Source organism: Nocardia sp. 852002-20019_SCH5090214 (genome assembly GCF_001665865.1).
Lineage (GTDB): Bacteria > Actinomycetota > Actinomycetes > Mycobacteriales > Mycobacteriaceae > Nocardia > Nocardia nova.
This window is the reverse complement of record NZ_LZMK01000224.1, coordinates 1-21,145: the sequence shown is the minus strand read 5'-3', so window position 1 is coordinate 21,145 and position 21,145 is coordinate 1. Positions and strand designations below refer to the sequence as shown.

Sequence of the window (21,145 nt, the reverse complement as noted above, 5' to 3'; positions counted from 1 at the left end):
GCATGTCCACCGACGGATTCGTGCGCCGACCGCGGATCGCCCCGCCGCGGGCACCGGGCGGAGAGGTGGCGCTGACCGCCCCGCCGGAGATTCCGCGGCCGGTGCCGCCCGCCCTGCTGATGCGGCTCATGCCCGTGGTCATGGTGGTCGCGGTGGTCGGCATGCTCGCGATGATGGTGATGATGGGGCGCAATCTGCTCGCCAACCCCTTCATGCTGATGTTCCCGATGATGATGCTGATGTCGATGGTCGGGATGATGGCGGGGATGCGCGGCTCGGGCGGCCCCAAGCGCGCCGCCGAACTGAACGAGGAACGCAAGGACTACTTCCGCTACCTCGACCAGGTCCGCCGCGATGTGCGCAAAACCGGTGGCGCCCAGCTGCAATCGCTGATCTGGAGCCATCCGGAACCGGCCGATCTGCGCGCGGTGGCCGGCACCCGCCGGATGTGGGAACGCCGCCCCAACGATCCGGATTTCGGGCATGTGCGCGTCGGGGTCGGCAGTCACCGGCTGGCCACCAAACTGGCCCGCCCGGAGACCGGTCCACTCGAGGACCTCGAACCGGTCTCCACAGTGGCGCTGCGCCGCTTCGTGCGCACCCACTCGGTGGTGCACGGCCTGCCCACGGCCCTGTCGCTGCGTGCGTTCCCCGCGATCAACATCGAGGGCCGGCCGGACGAGACGCGCATGCTGGTGCGCGCCATGCTGATGGAATACGTGACCTTCCACGGCCCCGACCACGCCGCGGTCGCGATCATCTGCGCCGACCCGGACGCCGAGGCCTGGTCGTGGGCGAAATGGCTCCCGCACCTGCAACATCCGGTGGACCGCGACGGCATGGGCGCGGCCCGGATGATGTATCGCTCGCTGGCCGAACTCGAGACCTCGATGGCGGCCGAACTGCTCGAGCGCGGCCGGTTCATGCGCAACGCCCAGCCCACCGCCGGGCGCATCCATCTGCTGGTCATCATCGACGACGGCTATGTCAGCGGTACCGAGCGGATCGTCAGCGACGCCGGCCTGGACTCGGTCACCGTGCTCGACCTCACCGCGCCGCAGGCCGGGCTCGCGGTGCGCCGCGGTCTGCAACTGGTGGTCGCCGACGGTACCGTCGCCGCGAGATCCGCCGCGGGCGTGGAGCAATTCGCCACGTCCGACCCGGTGACGATCGCCGAAGCGCAGACCCTGGCGCGGGCGCTGGCCCGCTATCGGGTGGCCACCGCGGCCCAGATCGTGAGCCTCGGCGACGAATCGCGAGCCGTGCCCGGCCTGATGGAGCTGTTGAAGATTCCCGATGCCGCGCAGATCGATCCGGCGTCGGTGTGGCGCCCGCGCAACGATCGAGAGCGGCTACGCGTGCCGATCGGCATCACGCCCGACGGCACTCCCGTCGAGATCGACATCAAGGAGTCGGCCGAGAACGGCATGGGCCCGCACGGATTGTGCATCGGCGCAACGGGTTCGGGTAAGTCGGAATTCCTGCGCACCCTGGTGCTGTCCATGGTGACGACCCATTCGCCGGATCAGCTGAACATGGTGCTGGTCGACTTCAAGGGTGGCGCGACGTTCCTCGGACTCGAATCGCTCGCGCACGTCGCCGCGGTGATCACCAACCTGGAGGAGGAGATCGCCCTCGTCGACCGCATGAAGGACGCGCTGTCGGGGGAGATGACCCGGCGCCAGGAACTGCTCCGCTCGGCCGGCAACTTCGCCAACGTCACCGAGTACGAGCGAGCCCGCGCGGCCGGCGCGGCGCTGGATCCGCTGCCCGCGTTGTTCATCATCGTCGACGAGTTCTCCGAATTGCTCTCGCAGAAGCCGGATTTCGCGGACCTATTCGTCATGATCGGCCGTCTGGGCCGGTCCCTGCGCGTCCACCTGCTGTTGGCCTCGCAGCGGCTCGAGGAGAACAAGCTGCGCGGCCTGGACTCGCACCTGTCCTACCGGATCGGCCTGCGCACCTTCTCCGCCAACGAGTCGCGCGCGGTGCTCGGCATCACCGACGCCTATCACCTGCCGAGTGTGCCGGGCTCGGGCTACCTCAAAAGCGATGCCGACGATCCGCTGCGGTTCAACGCCTGCTACGTCTCCGGCGCCTACGAATCACCCGCGGGCAACGCGCCCGGCCGCACCGGCGGTGGGCAGCGCGGCGGCGGACAGGAGCCGGTGGTGTTCACCGCGGCGCCGGTCCGGGTGCGCACACCGGTCACCGCCGCTCCGGCGCGCGGACCGCTGGGCCGGCCCGAACTTCCGCCGCCGCCCGGCTCACCGGAGGCGGAGCTGGAGCTGCCGCCCGGCACCCCCGCCGAAACCGTGCCCAAGACACTGCTCAACGTGGTGGTGGACCGATTGCGCGGTCACGGCCGCCCCGCCCACGAGGTGTGGCTGCCTCCGCTGGACGAATCACCGTCGGTGGACATGCTGCTACCCGATCCGGACTGGCGCTCGCCGGTGAACCGGCACGGCCGGTTGTGGTGGCCGATCGGTGTGATCGACAAGCCCTACGAGCAGCGCCGCGATGTGCTGATCGTGGATCTGTCGGCGGGACAGGGCAATCTGGCCGTGGTCGGCGGTCCGCAGTCGGGCAAGTCGACCACGCTGCGTTCGATCATCATGGCGGCCGCGGCCACCCACACGCCGGAGCAGGTGCAGTTCTACTGCCTGGACTTCGGTGGTGGCACGCTGGCGGGCCTGTCCGACATCCCGCACGTCGGCTCGGTGGCCGGGCGCATGGATATCGACCGGGTGCGCCGTACCGTCGCCGAGATGGTGACCCTGCTGCACCAGCGCGAGGAGCGGTTCCGGGAGCTGGGCATCGAGTCGATCCACGAATTCCGCCGCCGTAAAGCCGAACTTGCACAGCGGAGTCCGGCCGAACAGGCGGCGGACCCGCTGTCGCAGGATCTGTTCGGCGACGTCTTCCTGGTCGTCGACGGCTGGGCGACCATCCGCGCCGAATTCGACGTGCTGGAACCGGCCTTCAACGCACTGGCCGCGCAGGGTCTGTCCTACGGGATCCACCTCATGATCGGCGCCACCCGCTGGGGCGAGATCCGCCCGGCGGTCAAGGATCTCGTCGGCACCCGGCTGGAACTGCGCCTCGGCGACCCCAGCGATTCCGAAATGGACCGCCGCACCGCGGTGCTGGTACCGGTGGGCCGCCCCGGCCGCGGTCTCACACCGGAGAAGCTGCATATGCTGGTCGCCCTGCCGCGCCTGGATTCCAGCTCCGATCCGGCGACTCTCTCCGACGGTATCGCGCTGGCGCGCAGCCAGTTCGCCGAGCTCTACGGTGATCGACGCGCGCCCGCGGTCCGCATGCTGCCGCTGCGGGTGCCGCGCGAACAGGTGCTCGCCGAGGCCGCGAAGCACGGGATCGAATGCAGCGCCACCCGGGTGGTGGTCGGCCTCGGCGAGAACGAATTGGCGCCGCTGGTCATGGATTTCGACGCCCAGCCGCATCTGATGGCCTTCGCCGACGTGGAGTGCGGCAAGACCACGCTGCTGCGCAACATCGTGCTCGGCATCACCGAGAATTCGACGGCCGAGCAGGCGCGCGTCATCCTGATCGACTACCGGCGCACGATGCTCGGCGTCCTGGAGGGCCAGCAGCTGGCCGGCTACTCGACCTCCGGCCAGACGTCGTTCGACATGATCAAGGAGGTCGCCGCCTATCTGCGACAGCGGATTCCGGGTTCGGACATCACGCCGCAGCAGTTGCGCGACCGCAGCTGGTGGACCGGGCCGGAGATCTACATCGTGGTCGACGACTACGACATGGTCGCCACCGGTGCGGGCAATCCGCTCGAACCGCTGCTGGAATTCATCCCGCAGGCCCGCGATATCGGTATGCATCTGATCGTGGCGCGGCGCTCCGGCGGTGCCTCGCGGGCGCTGTACGACAAGGTGCTGGGCATGATGAAGGACCTGTCGGTCGACGCGCTGCTGATGTCGGCGCCCAAGGACGAGGGCAAACTGCTCGGCGACGTACGGTCGGGCAAGCTGGCACCGGGCCGGGGCACGCTCGTATCCCGTGCCAGGGAGAACGAAATGGTGCAGGTGAGCTATCTGCCGCCGGTCTGAGGTCAGGGCACCGGATCGCCCCGGTCACGCGTGCAGGTGCCGCCGCACTATCGGTTCCGGTAAGTCCCAGCTGTCGGTGCGCCGTTCGAACAGCGCGGCCGACGGTCCGGTGACCCCCGGGTTGGCGATGCGGGCCAGCCGGAATCCGGCCGCGCGGTAGTACCGGTGCAGGTCGGTATTCCTGGTCCAGGCGTCCAATCGCACCCAATTGCGTTGCCGCGCAACGGCCACCGCGGCGGCATGGGCGAGCAGCGCGCGGCCGACACCGCAGCCGGCGAAGCGCAGATCGACGATCATGTAGTGCACGATCACCGCGTCGGCGATCTCCCGCGGTGACCACAAACCGGGGTCGGCGCGATCGTTCACGGTGACGGTTCCCGCGAATTCGCCGTTCACCTCCGCCACCCAGGTCTCCCCGGCCGAGACCGACCGGCCGACCGCGTGGGCAAACCGTTCGATCGGCAGCCCCCGGCCCTGCCGGGTCCACTGGTCCGACCCGCGTGCCGCAAGCCAGGCCGTCCGTTGGAGCCGTAGTCGGCAGATGCTGCCGAGGTCGGCCGAGCGGGCCCGGCGGATGCGGATCGTCATGGTGAGCCGGGAACCAGCGAGTTACCGAAGGAATGGGAGTTGCCCGGAGGAGGCGGCGCCCCCAGGGTCTTGCGGATGAGGGCGGTGCCCTCGTCGTCACCGAGTTCGTAGGCCAGCCGGTTGCGTGCGGCCAGCGACCGCTGGCGGGTGACCCGCATGATGCGGGTGTTGCCGGCGCCGATGCGCAGATGGTCGAGCAGCATGGTGCCGGCTCCGACACCCAGGACGGCGGCCTCGTCGGCACTCGCGGGGCGCGCCACGACCGTATCCCGATGGGCCGTTTCGGGATATCCGCGTGCGGCCAGCCGCCGCGTGGTGCCCTCCGGAATGTCGTGCGGGGAATCGATTCCGGTGAGTTCGGCGAGGTCACGCGGGTAGTAGCTGACCTCCCACGACCACGGTTCGTTGTCGAGGTACTGCACCACGGTGCGGGCGACGACCCAGGAGTCCTTCGGTACGCCGAGCCAATGCGCGACGTCCGTACCGGCCGGTTCCATCCGGGCGCTGAACTGTTTGGCCGGTTCCCGCCCGGCAGCGCGGGCGGTCTCGGAGAAGATGTCGTGTGCCGACTTGGGGCGGTCGCGCCGAATGTGGCTGGTCACCACGGATTCCAGGACCTCCTGGCTGCGCACGATCGTGCCCCGGGAAGTCGCTGTGAACAGCAGGTTTTCGGCGACGAGCACCTGAATCGCGTTGCGCGCGGTGGTGATCGAGACATGCATCTGATCGGCCAGCTCGTTGTGGCTGGGCAGGCGATCACCAGGTTTGTACGTGCCGTCGCGAATCGCCTCCCGTAGGACGTCGGCGATGCGCTGGTACCTCGGACCGGCGGCCATCTCGCTCCTCGGTTGTACCTTCAAGGAAGGAAAGTCTACTCTGCTGGTTGACGGGGCAGTGTGACCCTTGACACACACATTCAGAGGTTTATTGTAATGAACGTCCTGACCATTGGTTGTACGGCGACGACGGCGAGGCAACGTGGCTGGTTTGGAGACGTCCCCGATGGTGGTCGTGGCATTGCCCGACACACCACACACACCGACGGCCGTCGAGTTCCTGACGACCGAAGTTCTGCCGAGTTCGGATCTGTTGTTGCGTGCGTGCCGGGGGCACCGCGTGATCGGCGGCCCGATCCTGTGGTTCGCGCGCGACCTGGCGGTGCTGTTCGAACGCCAGCTCGGCCGCGGCGGTTCCACACCGGATCCGGACTCCGCCCTGATGATCGAAATCGGCAGACGGCGAATGGAATTGGTGATGGCGATCGACGATTGGATCGTCCGCGCCGTGCCGCAGCAGGGCTCCGGCGCCACCTTGCACACCGAAACGATCGGCGCCGTCATCGACCGGCTGGCCGAAGCGTCGGTCCGCGCGCACCACGCGCTGATGACCCTCGACGCGAACGACGATGTGCTGCACAGTGCCTGGCATCACCTGGCCGAATTGGCCGATGGTTACGACGATCTGGTGCGTGAGGTCCTCGCCGGACGGCGTCGCCTGCCGAGCTGGTGAGCCGGTCTAGTAGCTCAGCGATCGGCACGAGCCCGCCATCCGCGGTGCGCGGCTGAGGCGTGACCGATCCGCCGGCAGCGGTGCCGGATTCAATCGGGTCACCCGCCGTGGTCGTGACCCACCGGCCAGTTCGGTGAAGCGAATCGTGTTCCAGCCGAACGGCATCAGGTGGACCGGTTCGCCGCGTTCCTCCAGGCGCTCGGTGAGCTCGGACACGACGTCCAGCGCATCCGCCAGGCCGGTGAGTACGTCGTCGGGTGCTCCACCGCCGGCGCGTCGATCGTTTCGTGCCCACGGCGCCACGCTCTCGACGACGATGTAGCCGGCGTCGTTGTGTAGCGCAATGGTTTTCACGACCTCGACCGCCGCCGGAAGCACCGCGGCATCGCCCGGCTCGACCGCGATCTGCAGGACCAGGCAGTCCACGAACATCTTCCGGGCGCGCACGGCCGCCGGATCCAGCGCGACCGCGCACGGCCCCGCCGCGGTGACCTCGTATTCGAAGAGGTGACACGCACTGCTCACGATGCGCATCGTGCACCTCTGTTCGCCCACACCGTCATACCGGAAACCCTAAGCGGTGGATACGCGCAATAGCAGTGTCGTATCCGACGCATTCAGTACTGTTTGCGACATGGATGTCGCGATTTTCGTCGTGGACGGCGTCGGAGACCTCGGTCTCGCCGCCGTCCTGGAGGTCTTCAACACGGCGAACTCGCTCGTCGACGATCCGGAGCTGGAACCCGAGCCGTGGCGGGTGCACACCGTCGCGCTCGGCGGCAGCGTCCGCTCGGGCCACGGCCATCTGATTCCCACCACACCGTTGGCCGAGGTACCCGCCGACATCGGCCCGATCATCGTGCCCGCCGTGCTGGCCATGGATGCCGACGCGGTGGTCGACCTCATCGCCGCGCCCGCCAACAGGCCGGTACTGGAACGCATTTCGCAGGCGCACCTGGCGGGGACCGGGCTGGCCGCCGCGTGCACCGGAACCTTCTTCCTCGCCGAGGCCGGGGTGCTCGACGGGCTGCCCGCGACGACGAGCTGGTGGCTCGGCCCGGCCTTCCGCCGCCGCTATCCGAACGTCGACCTGGACGAGGGACGCATCCTGTGCCGTTCCGGTCATATCGCGACGGCCGCGGCGGCCCTGGCGCACCTCGACCTCGCATTGGCCACGGTGGCCGGTCGCAGTCCCGCCCAAGCCGAACGCGCGGCCCGGATGCTGTTGGCCGGCAGCGGAGGCGAGCAACGCGACTACATCGTCCCGCAGGTGATCGCGCGCGGGAACTCGCTGGTGGCGGCGTTCGAACGCTGGGTGCGCGGCCATATCGCCGAGCAGTTCCGGATCACCGACGCCGCCCGCGAACTCGGCGTCACCGTGCGCAGCCTGCAGCGCGCGACCCAGGCCGAAATCGGGATGTCACCACGGGATTTCGTGAACGAGATCCGCCTCGAGCGCGCCACCCGGCTGCTGCGCACCACCAACGCCACCGTCGAGACGGTGGCCGCCCGGGTCGGCTACCTCAACGCGGGCACTCTGCGCAGCCTGTTCCGGCGCCGCCGCGGACGCAGTATCGCCGAAGTCCGGGCGACCCCGCTCACCTGGCAGGACCGCGGCACTCAGTAACCGCCGAACCGCCGATGGTCGGTGGCGAAATCGTCGGCCACCGTCGCGGCCAGTTCGACCAGCGCCCGCTTGGTGTTCTTGTGCAGCCGAGCCAGATCGATCTCGGCGCCCTCGGCCAGATGTGGGTCGTAGGGGATGACGTGCACGGCGCGGCAGCGGGCCAGGAAGTATTCGCGCAGATGCTGAATCGCCACATTCGGCGACCCCTCGCGCGGCAGATTGATCACCACCACGGCATTGCGCACCAGGTGATCGTGCCCGTGCAGGGAGAGCCAGTCCAGCGTCGCCGCCGCACTACGGGCGCCGTCGATCGCCGACGACGAGATCAGCACCAGCGAATGCGCCAGATCCAGCACACCCGCCATGGCCGAATGCATCAGTCCGGTACCGCAGTCGGTCAGGATGATGTTGTAGAACCGCTGCAGGACGCGCAGCACCTGGCGGTACTCGTCCTCGCTGAACGATTCCGACGCCGCCGGATCACGCTCACTGGCCAGCACCTCCAACCGGCTGGTGGCCTGCGAGGTGTGCCGCCGGACGTCGCCGTAACTGCGAATCTGCTGATCCAGCAACAGATCTCGCACCGTGGACCGGGTCTGCAGCGGCACCCGCTGCGAGAGAGTGCCGAAGTCCGGATTGGCGTCGACGGCGATCACGCGGTCGCCGCGGATGGAGGCGAAGATCGAGCCGATGCCCATGGTGGTGGTCGTCTTGCCGACGCCGCCCTTCAACGACAGGGTGGCGATCCGGTAGTCGCCCCGCACCGGCTGCCGGATGCGAGCCACCAGTTCCTGCAGGCGCCGCTCCTCCGCGGACATACCCGGATTGATGGCACCGCCCGACATGTGGTGCACCGCGCGCCGCCACCCCGAACCGGGGGCCTTCTTCGCCCGGCGCATCGGCACATCCTCCAGCGAGGGCGTCACGCCGTTGGGTGGGTACTGCTGCGGCGGCTGACCCTGCTGGTACTGCTGATGCTGCGGCTGCGGCTGGTGGGCCTGCGGGTTGGGGGCCTGCTGATACTGCTCGGGTGAATGGGCCTGCTGCCCCGGCATGTACGGATTCGGCTGCGCGTACTGCTGCGGCTGGGAATACTGATCCGCCTGCCGTGCGGCCCACTGCTGTTCGGGACCGGTCGCCGGGCCCGGCACCTGCGGCGGCGGTTGCGGCGCGCTGTGCCACTGGGCGTCCGGGGCCGGCTGTGGGATCGGAGGCTGCGAAACCCCCTGCGGGCCGACGACCATCGTCGATTCGGAATTCGGCGCCTGCGGCATCGGGCCGGAATGCGGTGTGTGCGTTGCGAAGTCCGGAGCAGGTGGCTGCTGGTACTGCGTCGTCTGCGGCGCCGCGCCGTACTGCGGACCGGTGCCTTCGGGCAGCTGCTGATGCGTGTCGGGCCGCGGTGCCGGCGCATCCGGTCCGTTCCAGGCGGCACCGGCATCCGGTCCGGGGCGCACGACAGGTTCCTGAGCCGGCACCCGGTCGGAGTCGAGCCGATGGCGGCCGCTCCACTGCTGATCTGCCGAACCGGCGCCGGCATCTCCGGAGCCGTAGAAGCCGACACCGCCGACGACCGACGACGCACCCGAATCACTCTCCGGCGCATGGGTTCCCACCGTCGGCGGGTGGAGAGCCCGCGGTCCGGAAGCTGCGCCACCGTGCGGAACTGCGGCAGTGCCGATTGCGAAGGCATCCCACGTGCCGGCGCCACCGTTCCCCGTCACATCCGCTGCCGCGGGGAGGTCCGCGTGAGGCGTATTCGATACGGCGGTCTCGCCGGGCGCACCAGAATCCGAGATCGGCGCGACCGAGGCCTCGGTGGCGTCGCGCGCGGGCGCGGAATCGGCCTGCGCGGCCGACTGTTCCGGCACGCGGCCGAGCCAGGCGGGTGCCTCCTCGGTGACGCCGGAAGCCCCGCCGCCCACGTTCTCGGCCCGTTCACTCGCGTCCGGACCCGAACCGAACGGACCTGCCGCCGATCCGTGCGTCGGAACGGGAGGAGTGGTTCCGGTCGGCGGCATCTCGGCTGAGGCGGGGCGGGCATCCGCCTCCTGCTGCGGCAGGCCGGGCGCGGTTGTTGTCGGTGCGACGGGAGTGTCGGGCAGTGAAAACTGCTGTGCGGCGGCGTTGTTCGAGACCGACGGCGCGTCCTCGTACCCTTCCGGCACGCCCAGCCGCGGCGGCGGTCCGGAACGGGCGGGGGCAGTCGGGTCCGGCCACTCGGGCAGCGGCGGCGGAGTCGGGGCCGACTGCTGGGGCGGGGGCGGCAGGTCGGGCCGCCGGGTCACCCGCACGGTCAGCTCCGCATCCGAGCCTTCGGCGGCCGGAAGGGGAATGTTCGACAGATGTTGCGGTGCGGGCGGAATCGGCGGCCGGGCCGGAGTCTGCGGCGGTGCCGCCGGAAACTCGCCGGACAGCGGCGCGGAGGACAGCGGGCCGGACGCCTGGTCCGGGCCCGGCGTGGTCGGCTGCGATTGCTGCGGCGCCGGAGCGGGAATCGGCTGTGCGGTAGCGGGCGGGCGGCCGAAGTCGTGGCCCGAGGACGCTGCGGATGGCGACGAATTCCACGCCTGCCCCTGTTGAGCCGGCGGCTGCGCGAACTGATTCTGTTGCTGCGCACGGAAGTCGGCCGGGATCACACCCTGGGCGTCCGAACCGTAGCCTTCGGACGGCTGCTGCCACGGCATCGGCTCGGAGCCCTGAACACCGTTGCCGCGCAACGATTCCGGCCCCGGCTGCGCATCGCCGTGCGGCCCGGCGGTTCCCGGCGGCCCCCACGAGGGTGACGTCTCACCGGCGGCGGGCTCGGCGTCGGCCTTGTCCTTGCGGCGGGATTTCCGCCACTTCCGGTCGGACTCCTTCTTATCGGACTCCGCCCGGTCGTCGGATTTGCGGGAGAACAACCGTCGCGGACCGCTGTCCTCCGGGATGTACTCCTCGTGCGGGAGGTTCTCGACCGGCGCTTCGTATCCCGTTTGCGTGACGTCGCTCTCCGACAGCCACGGGGGCAGCATGGGCAGATCGTTGTTGTTGCGACTCACGGCAGTACCTCACCGCGGTTCGTGGTCGGGGCCTCGCCGAGGATCGTGCCGATCGGGTTCGAGGGCGCTGCGTCCGTAATTCGCTCGCTGCGCACGCTCACGGGTGTCCCCCTGGGATCTGCTGGACCGATTTCCTGGACAGCCGGTAGTTTACGCGAGGGCTATCGGCCGTGACGGGCGTCCTACCCACAGCCGACAAGCCGGTCGGCCGACGCGCCGCGTGGTTCGGTTGCCCCTTATTTGCGAGGTCGGGAGCGTATCGAAATGGCAATCACCGCGGGCGATGATCCTCGCGCGGCCCGGTTGGACGAACTTCCCGTCCGGCCGGTCCACCGCAAACTTGTCGCTCTGGTCGGCCTGGGCCTGTTCTTCGATCTCTACGAACTGTTCCTCGCCGGCACCATCACCGGCGTGCTGAAGCAGCAGCTCGCGTTGTCGACCTATCAGCTGAGCGGCATTCTCGCCTCGGCCTTCGTCGGCCAGTTCCTCGGCGCGCTGCTCATCGGACGGCTCTCGGACCTCTTCGGCCGCCGCCGGATGTTCATGATCAATATCGGGGTGTACGCGGGATTCACGCTGCTCGGCGCGTTCAGCCCCAACGTCTGGTTCCTGATGGCGACGCGGGTCCTCGCGGGCCTCGGTATCGGTGCGGAGATGACCGTCTCCGACACCTATCTGTCGGAGACGATGCCGCCGCAGGTCCGCGGGCGGATGATCGCCATCGCCTACACCATCGGATTCTGCGCCGTCCCGACCGTCGGATTCCTGGCTCGGTGGCTGGTTCCGCTGGAACCGTTCGGCACCGACGGCTGGCGCTGGCTGTTCGTCTTCGGCGGACTCGGCGCCGCCCTGGTGTTCGTCGCCCGTCGGCACATGCCCGAGTCCCCGCGCTGGCAGGCCCGGCACGACAAGGTCACGAGCGACACCGCCGCTGCGAACGGACGGGCGAAGGTGCCGTTCGCCGATATTCTGCGCGGTGCCAATCGCGGCCGCACCCTGCTGTTCTCCGCGGTGATGATCCTGCAGGTCTTCGGCTACTACGGTTTCGGCACGCTGGCGGTGCTGGTCTTACAGCACAAGGGGTTCACGGTGGTGAACTCGCTGGGCTATCTGACCATTACCTATCTGGGCTATCCGCTGGGTTCGCTGCTGTCGATTCCGCTGATCGAGCGCACCGAGCGCAAATATCTGGTGCTGGCGTCGGCCGCGCTGATGGCGGTGTTCGGGCTGATCTTCGGCTTCGCGACGAGCGTGTCGCTGATTCTGCTGTCGGGCGGCCTGTTCACCCTGGCCAGCAACATCTTCTCCAACGCCCTGCACACGTATCTGCCGGAGTCGTTCCCCACGTCCGTGCGCGGCACCGCCTCGGGTACGGCCTATTCCCTGTCGAAACTGAGCACCGCCGTGCAGCCGTTCGTGCTGCTCCCGCTGCTGGACAACCACGGGCCCGGTGCGGTGTTCACGGTGATCACGGTCGCGCTGGTGCTGATGCTCGGATTGATCGGGGCGTGGGGCCCGCTGACCGGGCGCGGCCCGCTCGCCGACCACTGACCGAAGCGGCGCGAACGGTGCGCAGGACCGCCGCGAACGGCGCGAGGGGACCGCATTTGGCCGGATCGCGAGCGCACGGGTAAGCTTGGTCGGCGGTGCACCTGCCCGACGTCTGTGCTCATGCGAATGCATGTCCACATGAGGCTACGAAGAGTATGGCACCGGGTCGACTGGAGTGCACCGGTAACTGCAGTGACAAGCTAGCCGAAGAGTTGAGACCACACAGGGTTTCAGCGTAAGCGGGATCGCGGAGGATATGGCGAAGAAAGACGGGGCCATCGAGGTCGAGGGTCGAGTTATCGAGCCACTGCCGAATGCGATGTTCCGCATCGAGCTGGAGAACGGTCACAAGGTTCTCGCGCACATCAGCGGCAAGATGCGTCAGCACTACATCCGCATCCTGCCCGAGGACCGCGTGGTCGTGGAGCTTTCTCCTTACGACCTGTCCCGCGGTCGCATCGTCTACCGCTACAAGTGAGTTTCCGGGAAGCGATTCCCGGGAGAGTCCGGACGCCGGACTCGCGAGGTTCAGGGGTGGATTCACCCCGGAATCCGCACCCAAGATTTCCCCAGTCACACGGCTGGGGAAAAGCTGTGTCCACACCCGGTGTGGACCACAACCAGATTGGACGGACGTGAAGGTTCAGCCGAGCGTCAAGAAGATCTGCGAGAAGTGCAAGGTGATCCGCCGTAACGGCCGGGTCATGGTGATCTGCGACAACCTGCGTCACAAGCAGCGTCAGGGCTGACCTGGACTGTGCCCCGACGCAGGGGTTCACCAGCCAAGCACCGAACGCAGTTCGGATTGGCACAGAAAAGAAGACCTCCCAGCGCCAGTCGCCGTCGGCGAGCTCGCCGCCTCGGAAACGAGCGGAGAGCGGACGGACGACCTACCCCCGGAACGGAGGCCGGGGCCCCATTCGAGGGGACGGACAGGGAGCAGACCTCCGCAACAGTTAAGGAAGCTGCCACATGGCACGTCTGATGGGCGTCGATCTCCCGCGCGAGAAGCGCATGGAGATCGCGCTGACCTACATTTTCGGCATCGGTCGTACCCGCGCCAAGGAGATCCTGGACGCCACCGGCGTCAGTCCCGACCTGCGGTCGAAGGATCTCAGCGACGACGACGTCACCCGGTTGCGCGATTACATCGAGGCGTCGGAGTTCAAGGTCGAAGGTGACCTGCGCCGTGAGGTGCAGGCCGACATCCGCCGCAAGATCGAGATCGGCTGCTACCAGGGCATCCGCCACCGCCGCCACCTGCCGGTGCGCGGACAGCGGACCAAGACCAATGCGCGCACGCGCAAGGGTCCGAAGAAGACCGTCGCCGGCAAGAAGAAGTAGGGATAACCGATGCCTCCGAAGAGTCGGGCCTCCGGCCCCAAGAAGTCCCAGAAGGCGCGTCGCCGGGACAAGAAGAACGTTCCGCACGGCCACGCGCACATCAAGTCCACGTTCAACAACACGATCGTCTCGATCACCGACCCCGAGGGCAACGTGATCTCGTGGGCGTCGTCGGGTCACGTCGGCTTCAAGGGTTCGCGTAAGTCGACCCCGTTCGCCGCGCAGCTCGCCGCCGAGAACGCCGCGCGCAAGGCGCAGGAGAACGGCGTCAAGAAGGTCGACGTGTTCGTCAAGGGTCCGGGTTCGGGCCGTGAGACCGCGATCCGCTCGCTGCAGGCCGCCGGCCTCGAGGTGGGCACGATCTCCGACGTCACCCCGCAGCCGCACAACGGCTGCCGTCCGCCCAAGCGGCGTCGCGTCTAGCGGGAAAGGATTTAGCGAAAAATGGCTCGTTATACAGGCCCCATCACCCGCAAGTCGCGTCGTCTGCGTGTCGACCTCGTCGGAGGCGACCAGGCGTTCGAGCGTCGTCCCTACCCGCCCGGCCAGCACGGCCGCGCGCGGATCAAGGAGAGCGAGTACCTGCTCCAGCTGCAGGAGAAGCAGAAGGCCCGCTTCACCTACGGCGTCATGGAGAAGCAGTTCCGCCGCTACTACGAAGAGGCGAACCGTCGCAAGGGTAAGACCGGCGACAACATGCTGCAGCTGCTGGAGTCGCGTCTGGACAACGTCGTGTACCGCGCCGGTCTGGCCCGGACCCGCCGCCAGGCCCGTCAGCTGGTCTCGCACGGCCACTTCCTGGTGAACAACCGCAAGGTCGACGTCCCCAGCTTCCAGGTCTCCCAGTACGACATCATCGATGTCAAGGAGAAGTCGCTGCCGACGCTGCCGTTCCAGGTCGCCCGTGAGACCCAGGGCGATCGCCCGATCCCGGGCTGGCTGCAGGTGGTTCCGAACCGGCTGCGGATCCTGGTCCACCAGCTCCCGGAACGCGCGCAGATCGATGTGCCGCTGAACGAACAGCTCATCGTCGAGTACTACTCGAAGTAAGCCGTTCGTGCTGCTGGTGGGTGAGCACTTTCCGTGCTCATCCACACCCCAGTTCGTGGGCGTCAAATAGCGGGCGCCCCTGAAGGAGGAGATCCTCATGCTGATTTCACAGCGACCCACACTGGCCGAAGAGGTACTGGCCGAGAACCGCTCGAAGTTCACCATCGAACCCCTCGAGCCGGGCTTCGGTTACACCCTCGGCAATTCGCTGCGCCGTACCCTGCTGTCCTCGATTCCGGGGGCCGCGGTGACCAGCATCCGCATCGACGGCGTGCTGCACGAGTTCACCACCGTCCCGGGTGTGAAGGAAGACGTCACCGACATCATCCTGAACCTCAAGGGCCTGGTCGTGTCGTCCGAAGAGGACGAGCCGGTCACCATGTACGTGCGCAAGCAGGGCCCGGGCACCGTCACCGCCGGTGACATCGTTCCCCCGGCCGGTGTGACCGTGCACAACCCGGATATGCACATCGCCACCCTGAACGACAAGGGCAAGCTGGAGATCGAGCTCGTCGTCGAGCGCGGTCGCGGTTACGTCCCGGCCGTGCAGAACAAGGCCTCGGGTGCGGAAATCGGCCGGATCCCGGTGGATTCGATCTACTCGCCGGTGCTGAAGGTGACCTACAAGGTCGAGGCCACCCGTGTCGAGCAGCGCACCGACTTCGACCGGCTCATCCTGGACGTCGAGACCAAGAACTCGATCTCCCCGCGGGATGCGCTGGCGTCGGCCGGTAAGACCCTGGTCGAGCTGTTCGGCCTGGCGCGCGAGCTGAACGTGGAGGCCGAGGGTATCGAGATCGGGCCCAGCCCGGCCGAGGCGGACCACATCGCCTCGTTCGCGCTGCCGATCGAGGACCTGGACCTCACCGTGCGCTCGTACAACTGCCTCAAGCGCGAGGGTGTGCACACCGTCGGCGAGCTGGTTGCGCGGACCGAATCGGATCTGCTGGACATCCGCAACTTCGGCCAGAAGTCCATCGACGAGGTCAAGGTCAAGCTGCATTCGCTCGGCCTGTCGTTGAAGGACAGCCCGGCCTCCTTCGATCCGTCGAGCGTCGTCGGCTACGACGCCGCCACCGGAACCTGGAGTGACAGCGGCTCCTTCGGCGATGCAGACAACGGCGAGCAGGACTACGCCGAGACCGAACAGCTCTAGGCCTTCCGGGGTGGCAGCCCCGTTCGGCCTTTCCTAAGGAGAACAACCAATGCCCAAGCCCAAGAAGGGTGCTCGCTTCGGCGGGTCGGCGTCGCACCAGAAGGCGATCTTCGCCAATCTGGCTACGGCGCTCTTCGAGCACGGTCGGATCACGACCACCGAGGCCAAGGCCAAGGCGCTGCGCCCCTACGCCGAGAAGCTGGTCACCAAGGCCAAGGCCGGTTCGCTGGCCGACCGCCGCGAGGTGCTCAAGGTGATCCGCAACAAGGACGTGGTGCACGAACTCTTCGCGAACATCGGACCGTCGTTCGAGGGTCGCGAGGGTGGCTACACCCGGATCATCAAGACCGTGCCCCGCAAGGGTGACAACGCGCCGATGGCGATCATCGAGCTGGTCCGGGAGAAGACCGTGACCAACGAGGCCGATCGCGCTCGCCGGGTCGCCGCCCAGCAGGCCAAGACCGAGGCTGCCGAGGTCGAAGAGGCCACCGAGGCGAAGGCCGACGAGGCTGCGGAGGCGAAGGCCGACGAGGCTGCCGAGGCGGAGTCCACCGAGGCTCCCGCCGAGGACAAGGCGGAATGAGTTGGTCCCCGCCACGTGCGGGGACCTCTCGATCTGCGTCGGGAATTCACGAGTGAGCCCGCCGTCCCCTCCGGGTCGGCGGGCTTCGCTCATGTTAACCAGGAAATGGCTGTGACCATGCAGGATCCGGCGGCAACCTCGGTTGCGGTTCGAGTACGGCTCGATATCGCCTACGACGGCACCGATTTCACCGGCTGGGCCCGCCAGCCGGGTCTGCGGACCGTGCAGGGTGTGCTGGAGGAGTCGCTGAGCAAGGTCCTGCGCGAACCGATTCAGCTGACGGTGGCCGGCCGCACCGATGCCGGAGTTCATGCCGAGGGACAGGTCGCACATTTCGACGCGACCACGCCGCCCGATCACGACAAGCTGCTGCACCGGCTGGCGCGGTTCCTGCCGAAGGATGTGCGGGTCACCGGAATCCGCCCGGCGCCACCGGAATTCGACGCCCGCTTCTCCGCGATCCGCCGTCACTACGCGTATCGGCTCACCACGGCTCCCTACGGAGCCCCGCCCCTGCTGGCTCGCAGTGTGGTGGCATGCCGACCCGGTGTCGATCTCGACGCCATGCGGGAGGCGTCGCGAAAGCTGTTGGGACTGCACGATTTCGCCGCATTCTGCCGTCGGCGCGAAGGGGCGACGACGGTCCGGGAATTGCAGCGGTTCGATTGGGCCGTGACGCCGATCGATGGTCCCGGCGGGGCCCTGGACGGTGCCGGCGGAGCCGCCATGCTCACCGCTTACGTCAGCGCCGACGCCTTCTGCTGGTCGATGGTCCGCAGTTTGGTCGGCGCGGTGCTCGCGGTGGGGGAGGGGCGCCGCACTCCCGAATGGGTGGAAGGTCTTCTCGCGGAACGGGAACGGTCCAGTTCCGTCACCGTGGCCCCCGCGCACGGCCTGAGCTTGATCGCCGTCGACTATCCGGCCGATGCGGACCTGGCCGCCCGCAACGCCGAAACCCGCGAGATGCGGACGATTCCGTCCGCCGAGGGGTGCTGCGGCGACTGAGCCGCCTACGGGCGATACTCCGGTCGTCCGCCGGTGTTCGCCGCGCCCGGACATGGCGGCGACCCCGCGAGATCGCGGGGCCGCACGCAGTCGCTATTCGAGGGTTGCGCGCTCTCACCTCCTTCTCGCTGCGACGATCCTCGGATCCGCCCGCGCACCCGGCCACCTTGCACCGGTGAATGGTGGTGTGCTGCTTGCACTCTCATCTGTCGCCGACCGGCGCGGGCACATCCCTGCCGCGACCGGTCAGCTGCTCTCGGTGTGGCCGGCCTCGATGGTCTTCGGGCCCTGTCCCATACCGCCGATCTCGATGCGCCGCGGTTTGGCCTTCTCGGCGATCGGCAGGGTCACCGACAGCACGCCGTCGTTGTAGGTGGCGCTGATGTGGTCGGTGTCGATGCCCTCACCGAGCGACAGCTGACGCATGTACGTTCCCGCGAATCGTTCCGACGCGATCCATTGCACATGCTCGTCACCGGGCAGGCTGCGCTGCGCCTTCAGCGTCAGGGTGCCGTTGTCCACGCTCACGTCGACCGAGCCGGGATCGACGCCCGGGAGATCGGCATTGAGGACGTAGTGGTCACCGGCCTTGAACAGATCCATCGGCATGAAACGTGGCGCGCGCGTGGTTCCGGCGGCATCCCCCAGGAGCTGCCGGGCGACGGTGTCGATGTCGTGGAACGGGTCGAACCTCAGCACAGGAATCACCTCCATATCCAGTGGTGACGCCCGCCTCGGCGGCGAGCGCCGTAAGCTGTTCGATGCACAATTTAGCACTCTCATGGTGCGAGTGCCAGATTGTGCGACCGGAATTTTTTCCGGCGCCGGGCGGAATAGTCGCCCGCGCAACGGAGTTCGCAAGGAATATGACTGAGGCTGCGCGAACCACGAGTATCGGCAAATTCGGCGTCTGGCGGTACTACGCCGGCTTCGAACCGGGGCAGGCCCGTGAGCTGGAGGGTCTCGGTTACAGCACGCTGTGGCTGGGCGGCTCGCCCCCGGCGGATCTACCGGCCGTGGAGGCGCTGCTCGAGGAGACCGAGACGCTGACGGTCGGAACCAGCATCGTCAACATCTGGTCGGCGCCCGCCGAACAGGTGGCCGAGTCCTTCCATCGCATCGACCGCCGCTTTCCGGGCCGGTTCATCCTCGGCTTCGGCGCCGGACATCCCGAGCAGGATTCGGATTTCCGCAAGCCCTACGACGCGCTCGTCGACTATGTCGACGTGCTCGACGCCAACGGAGTCCCGAAACAGCAGCTCGCGCTGGCGGCGCTCGGACCGCGGGTACTGAAGCTGGCCGCCGACCGCACCGCGGGAGCGTTGCCCTACCTCGTGACCGCCGAACACACCCGGCAGGCGCGCGAAATCCTGGGTCCCGATGCGCTGCTCGTGCCCGAACACAAGATCTCGTTCAACACCGATCCGGTCCAGGCGCGCCTGACCGCCCGCCCGCGCACGGAGTTCTACTTGAACCTGCGCAATTATGTGGCGAATTTGCGTCGACTCGGCTTCAGCGACGAGGACCTGACCCCGCCCGGCAGTGATCGGCTGATCGACGCGCTCGCGCTGCACGGCTCGGCCGATCAGATCGCCGACGCACTGGTCGAACACCTGAAGGCGGGCGCCGATCAGGTCGCCATCCAGGTCACCGACGAGGACCACATCGGGGTGCTGCGCGCGCTGGCGCCGGCGCTGGCCGCGCGAGTCTGATCGTCGTTCACGCGACCGCCGGCCGCATCCGGCAACCGGAGCGGTGTGGCGGTCGTGCGGGGATGGCGTCGCGGCTCAGGAACGGACCAACCGCGCGATGGCGTCGGTGGCCTCCTTGATCTTCGCCTCGGCCTCGGGACCGCCCTGGACCGCGGCATCGACCACGCAGTGACTGATGTGATCCTCCAGCAGGCCCATGGCCACCGCCTGCAGGGCTTTGGTCATGGCCGAGACCTGGGTGAGGATATCGATGCAGTACTTCTCCTCTTCGACCATGCGCTGCAGGCCGCGCGCCTGCCCCTCGATCCGGCGCAGCCGCTTGAGGTAGTCGTCCTTGGCGGTGATATAGCCGTGGGTGGCGTGGTCGTGCCCGGGCTGCACGGCCGCCTCGGCGGTCCGAACCGTGTTGCTCTGATCCTCGGTCACCGGCTGTTCCTCGCTCCCGCCCTGATGGTCCATACCCCCCTAGGGTACATTATGTGAGGGGCACTGTCAGGGTAGCGGGTGCGGGGTGAGGCGGCGGGGGCCGCCGTCGCGGCGTACGCGAGAATTGCGGGCATGAGTTCGGATCCCCGCCCCGCGCTGGCCATCATCGGCGGTAGCGGCTTCTACGATTTCTTCGGCGACGATGCGACCACCCTCGAGGTCGAGACACCCTATGGTGTGCCGAGCGCGCCGATCACCGTCGGAGAGGTCGAGGGCCGCCAGGTCGCCTTCCTGCCGCGGCACGGGCGCAAGCACGAGTATTCCCCGCACACCGTGCCGTATCAGGCCAATATGTGGGCCCTGCGCTCGATCGGCGTGCGGCGGATCTTCGCGCCGTGCGCGGTGGGCAGCCTGCGGGCGGACTGGGGACCGGGCACCGTGGCGGTCCCCGACCAGCTGGTGGACCGGACCTCCGGCCGCGCGCAGACCTACTTCGACAACGGCGGCATCCACGTCTCCTTCGCCGATCCGTACTGCGACGACCTGCGTGCGGTCGCTACCCGCGCGGCGGTGCCCGAGCTGCCGATGCAACCGGCCGCCACCATGGTCGTGGTGCAGGGCCCGCGCTTTTCCACCCGGGCCGAGAGCCGCTGGTTCGCCGGACAGGGATGGGAACTGGTGAACATGACCGGATACCCGGAAGCCGTTCTCGCTCGCGAACTCGAAATGTGTTATGCCGCCATCGCTTTGGTGACCGATCTCGATGCCGGACTGGAGGCCGGAGACGGTGTCAGTGCGGCCGCCGTCTTCGCCGAATTCGAGCGAAACCTGGTGCCGTTCAAGACCTTGGTACGTCGCGCGGTCGCCGGTGTCGAAGGCATGGATACCTGCGAACACTGCACCGTGCACACCGGGGTGGCGCTGCCGTTCGAACTGCCCTGACACCGCATCGACCGCTAGGGAGTGGCGGGTTCACGCAGATCGATCCGGGCCAGCGCGAAATGGGGTACGCCGGTGCCGTCCGGGCCGTGGGGTAGGGGTGAAACCTCCACGTCCACGGTGATCCAGCCTCCGGTCGTATCCGCGAGCCGGAGGTTCGGCAGCGTCCACGACGGCGCGCCGGCCCGGATCGCCGTGCGCGCGGCGATGATTCGCTCCCGGTCGCCGGGATGTGGCAGCGTGCGTTCGTCCGTGCCGCCGGACCAGTCCAGTCCCGGCACCGGCGCGCTGATCCAGCGGATCACCCGGACCCGCGCGGTGTCGACCACCGCCAGATACATTCCGGGATTGCGGCTGACCAGCGTCTCGACCGTGGCCGCCTCGAACGACTTGGGTTGCGGCGCAACGCTGTCGGTGACATCGGCCAGAATGCCGCGCCACAGGTAGGGATCGGCGGCGGAGTTGCGTGTCGCCATCATCAACGTGCGCAGCCCGTCCGGCGTGCGCACGCAGATTTCGCCGCACCAGC

Annotated in this window: 20 protein-coding genes and 1 pseudogene; 14 read left to right on the top strand and 7 right to left on the bottom strand. The window is 68.1% G+C overall.

The genetic code is table 11. From position 1 onward, the window contains the following. Positions 1-2 precede the first annotated feature (2 nt). Positions 3-4,085, top strand: coding sequence for a type VII secretion protein EccCa (gene eccCa, locus A5780_RS18330; protein WP_064909079.1), 4,083 nt, complete (start codon positions 3-5; stop codon positions 4,083-4,085). A gap of 24 nt (positions 4,086-4,109) precedes the next feature. Here the strand turns inward: eccCa and A5780_RS18325 are convergent, their stop codons facing one another. Both A5780_RS18325 and A5780_RS18320 read right to left on the bottom strand, forming a co-directional pair. After that, complete coding sequence (locus A5780_RS18325; RefSeq protein WP_064909078.1) at positions 4,110-4,673, bottom strand: GNAT family N-acetyltransferase; 564 nt, start codon at positions 4,671-4,673, stop codon at positions 4,110-4,112. Continuing rightward, positions 4,670-5,509: a GntR family transcriptional regulator gene (locus tag A5780_RS18320; RefSeq protein ID WP_064907199.1), complete on the bottom strand. Its 840-nt coding sequence runs from the start codon at positions 5,507-5,509 to the stop codon at positions 4,670-4,672. Before A5780_RS18320 ends, A5780_RS18325 begins: the two co-directional genes overlap by 4 nt. A 151-nt stretch (positions 5,510-5,660) precedes the next feature. Between A5780_RS18320 and A5780_RS18315 the strand changes: the two genes are divergently transcribed. Further along, the gene (locus A5780_RS18315; protein WP_227462744.1) at positions 5,661-6,182 is read left to right on the top strand and encodes a DUF4254 domain-containing protein; all 522 of its coding nucleotides are present in this window, start codon (positions 5,661-5,663) and stop codon (positions 6,180-6,182) included. A 6-nt stretch (positions 6,183-6,188) separates the two neighbouring features. On the opposite strand, the gene A5780_RS18310 is transcribed toward A5780_RS18315, so the two are convergent. After that, on the bottom strand, positions 6,189-6,707 hold the full coding sequence (locus A5780_RS18310; RefSeq protein WP_146098675.1) for a hypothetical protein: 519 nt from the start codon (positions 6,705-6,707) through the stop codon (positions 6,189-6,191). Positions 6,708-6,816: 109 nt separating this feature from the next. Here A5780_RS18310 and A5780_RS18305 point away from each other — a divergent pair, with 109 nt between their 5' ends. After that, a complete protein-coding gene (locus A5780_RS18305; protein WP_063012555.1) occupies positions 6,817-7,809 on the top strand; it encodes a GlxA family transcriptional regulator in 993 nt (330 codons plus the stop codon). Here A5780_RS18305 and A5780_RS41965 read toward each other — a convergent pair. Continuing rightward, positions 7,803-10,850 carry a MinD/ParA family protein gene (locus tag A5780_RS41965; RefSeq protein ID WP_231983003.1) on the bottom strand — a complete coding sequence of 1,016 codons (3,048 nt, stop codon included), beginning with the start codon at positions 10,848-10,850 and terminating at the stop codon, positions 7,803-7,805. The genes A5780_RS18305 and A5780_RS41965 overlap by 7 nt on opposite strands. Before the next feature lie 264 nt (positions 10,851-11,114). Between A5780_RS41965 and A5780_RS18295 the strand changes: the two genes are divergently transcribed. From A5780_RS18295 to truA, 9 genes are all read left to right on the top strand, one after another. After that, complete coding sequence (locus A5780_RS18295) at positions 11,115-12,401, top strand: MFS transporter (RefSeq protein WP_063012557.1); 1,287 nt, start codon at positions 11,115-11,117, stop codon at positions 12,399-12,401. Positions 12,402-12,657: 256 nt separating this feature from the next. Continuing rightward, on the top strand, positions 12,658-12,879 hold the full coding sequence (gene infA / locus A5780_RS18290) for a translation initiation factor IF-1 (protein ID WP_003886926.1): 222 nt from the start codon (positions 12,658-12,660) through the stop codon (positions 12,877-12,879). Between the two features lie 157 nt (positions 12,880-13,036). Further along, positions 13,037-13,150, top strand: a complete 114-nt coding sequence (gene rpmJ / locus A5780_RS18285) for a 50S ribosomal protein L36 (protein ID WP_025347279.1) — start codon at positions 13,037-13,039, stop codon at positions 13,148-13,150. Between the two features lie 223 nt (positions 13,151-13,373). Next, positions 13,374-13,745, top strand: a complete 372-nt coding sequence (gene rpsM / locus A5780_RS18280; RefSeq protein ID WP_030513443.1) for a 30S ribosomal protein S13 — start codon at positions 13,374-13,376, stop codon at positions 13,743-13,745. Between the two features lie 9 nt (positions 13,746-13,754). Beyond that, positions 13,755-14,168, top strand: a complete 414-nt coding sequence (gene rpsK, locus A5780_RS18275) for a 30S ribosomal protein S11 (protein ID WP_025347281.1) — start codon at positions 13,755-13,757, stop codon at positions 14,166-14,168. Between the two features lie 21 nt (positions 14,169-14,189). Further along, complete coding sequence (gene rpsD, locus A5780_RS18270) at positions 14,190-14,795, top strand: 30S ribosomal protein S4 (protein ID WP_030513444.1); 606 nt, start codon at positions 14,190-14,192, stop codon at positions 14,793-14,795. Between the two features lie 97 nt (positions 14,796-14,892). Then, complete coding sequence (locus tag A5780_RS18265; RefSeq protein ID WP_030513445.1) at positions 14,893-15,951, top strand: DNA-directed RNA polymerase subunit alpha; 1,059 nt, start codon at positions 14,893-14,895, stop codon at positions 15,949-15,951. 49 nt (positions 15,952-16,000) lie between these two features. Next, the gene (gene rplQ / locus A5780_RS18260; RefSeq protein ID WP_063012559.1) at positions 16,001-16,534 is read left to right on the top strand and encodes a 50S ribosomal protein L17; all 534 of its coding nucleotides are present in this window, start codon (positions 16,001-16,003) and stop codon (positions 16,532-16,534) included. A gap of 105 nt (positions 16,535-16,639) precedes the next feature. Next, positions 16,640-17,539, top strand: a complete 900-nt coding sequence (truA, locus tag A5780_RS18255; protein WP_064902166.1) for a tRNA pseudouridine(38-40) synthase TruA — start codon at positions 16,640-16,642, stop codon at positions 17,537-17,539. A gap of 246 nt (positions 17,540-17,785) precedes the next feature. On the opposite strand, the gene A5780_RS18250 is transcribed toward truA, so the two are convergent. Beyond that, the gene (locus A5780_RS18250; protein WP_063012682.1) at positions 17,786-18,238 is read right to left on the bottom strand and encodes an Hsp20/alpha crystallin family protein; all 453 of its coding nucleotides are present in this window, start codon (positions 18,236-18,238) and stop codon (positions 17,786-17,788) included. A 167-nt stretch (positions 18,239-18,405) separates the two neighbouring features. On the opposite strand from A5780_RS18250, the gene A5780_RS18245 reads away from it, so the two are divergent. Further along, the gene (locus A5780_RS18245; RefSeq protein ID WP_063012563.1) at positions 18,406-19,251 is read left to right on the top strand and encodes an LLM class F420-dependent oxidoreductase; all 846 of its coding nucleotides are present in this window, start codon (positions 18,406-18,408) and stop codon (positions 19,249-19,251) included. 75 nt (positions 19,252-19,326) lie between these two features. Here A5780_RS18245 and A5780_RS18240 read toward each other — a convergent pair whose 3' ends face one another. Then, the gene (locus A5780_RS18240) at positions 19,327-19,710 is read right to left on the bottom strand and encodes a metal-sensitive transcriptional regulator (RefSeq protein ID WP_228796217.1); all 384 of its coding nucleotides are present in this window, start codon (positions 19,708-19,710) and stop codon (positions 19,327-19,329) included. A gap of 99 nt (positions 19,711-19,809) precedes the next feature. Here A5780_RS18240 and A5780_RS18235 point away from each other — a divergent pair, with 99 nt between their 5' ends. Then, positions 19,810-20,619 (top strand): S-methyl-5'-thioadenosine phosphorylase, encoded by an 810-nt coding sequence (locus A5780_RS18235; RefSeq protein WP_063012564.1) that lies wholly within the window; start codon positions 19,810-19,812, stop codon positions 20,617-20,619. 14 nt (positions 20,620-20,633) lie between these two features. Here the strand turns inward: A5780_RS18235 and A5780_RS41065 are convergent. Continuing rightward, a pseudogene (locus A5780_RS41065) lies at positions 20,634-21,145 on the bottom strand (hypothetical protein); the annotation flags it as partial.

Excerpts from the sequence above, each read along its gene's own strand:
- eccCa (WP_064909079.1), top strand. The coding sequence starts at position 3 with ATGTCCACCGACGGATTCGTGCGCCGACCGCGGATCGCCCCGCCGCGG.
- A5780_RS18325 (WP_064909078.1), bottom strand. The coding sequence starts at position 4,673 with ATGACGATCCGCATCCGCCGGGCCCGCTCGGCCGACCTCGGCAGCATC.
- A5780_RS18320 (WP_064907199.1), bottom strand. The coding sequence starts at position 5,509 with ATGGCCGCCGGTCCGAGGTACCAGCGCATCGCCGACGTCCTACGGGAG.
- A5780_RS18305 (WP_063012555.1), top strand. The coding sequence starts at position 6,817 with ATGGATGTCGCGATTTTCGTCGTGGACGGCGTCGGAGACCTCGGTCTC.
- A5780_RS18295 (WP_063012557.1), top strand. The coding sequence starts at position 11,115 with ATGGCAATCACCGCGGGCGATGATCCTCGCGCGGCCCGGTTGGACGAA.
- infA (WP_003886926.1), top strand. The coding sequence starts at position 12,658 with ATGGCGAAGAAAGACGGGGCCATCGAGGTCGAGGGTCGAGTTATCGAG.
- rpsM (WP_030513443.1), top strand. The coding sequence starts at position 13,374 with ATGGCACGTCTGATGGGCGTCGATCTCCCGCGCGAGAAGCGCATGGAG.
- rpsK (WP_025347281.1), top strand. The coding sequence starts at position 13,755 with ATGCCTCCGAAGAGTCGGGCCTCCGGCCCCAAGAAGTCCCAGAAGGCG.
- rpsD (WP_030513444.1), top strand. The coding sequence starts at position 14,190 with ATGGCTCGTTATACAGGCCCCATCACCCGCAAGTCGCGTCGTCTGCGT.
- A5780_RS18265 (WP_030513445.1), top strand. The coding sequence starts at position 14,893 with ATGCTGATTTCACAGCGACCCACACTGGCCGAAGAGGTACTGGCCGAG.
- rplQ (WP_063012559.1), top strand. The coding sequence starts at position 16,001 with ATGCCCAAGCCCAAGAAGGGTGCTCGCTTCGGCGGGTCGGCGTCGCAC.
- truA (WP_064902166.1), top strand. The coding sequence starts at position 16,640 with ATGGCTGTGACCATGCAGGATCCGGCGGCAACCTCGGTTGCGGTTCGA.
- A5780_RS18245 (WP_063012563.1), top strand. The coding sequence starts at position 18,406 with ATGACTGAGGCTGCGCGAACCACGAGTATCGGCAAATTCGGCGTCTGG.
- A5780_RS18240 (WP_228796217.1), bottom strand. The coding sequence starts at position 19,710 with ATGGACCATCAGGGCGGGAGCGAGGAACAGCCGGTGACCGAGGATCAG.
- A5780_RS18235 (WP_063012564.1), top strand. The coding sequence starts at position 19,810 with ATGAGTTCGGATCCCCGCCCCGCGCTGGCCATCATCGGCGGTAGCGGC.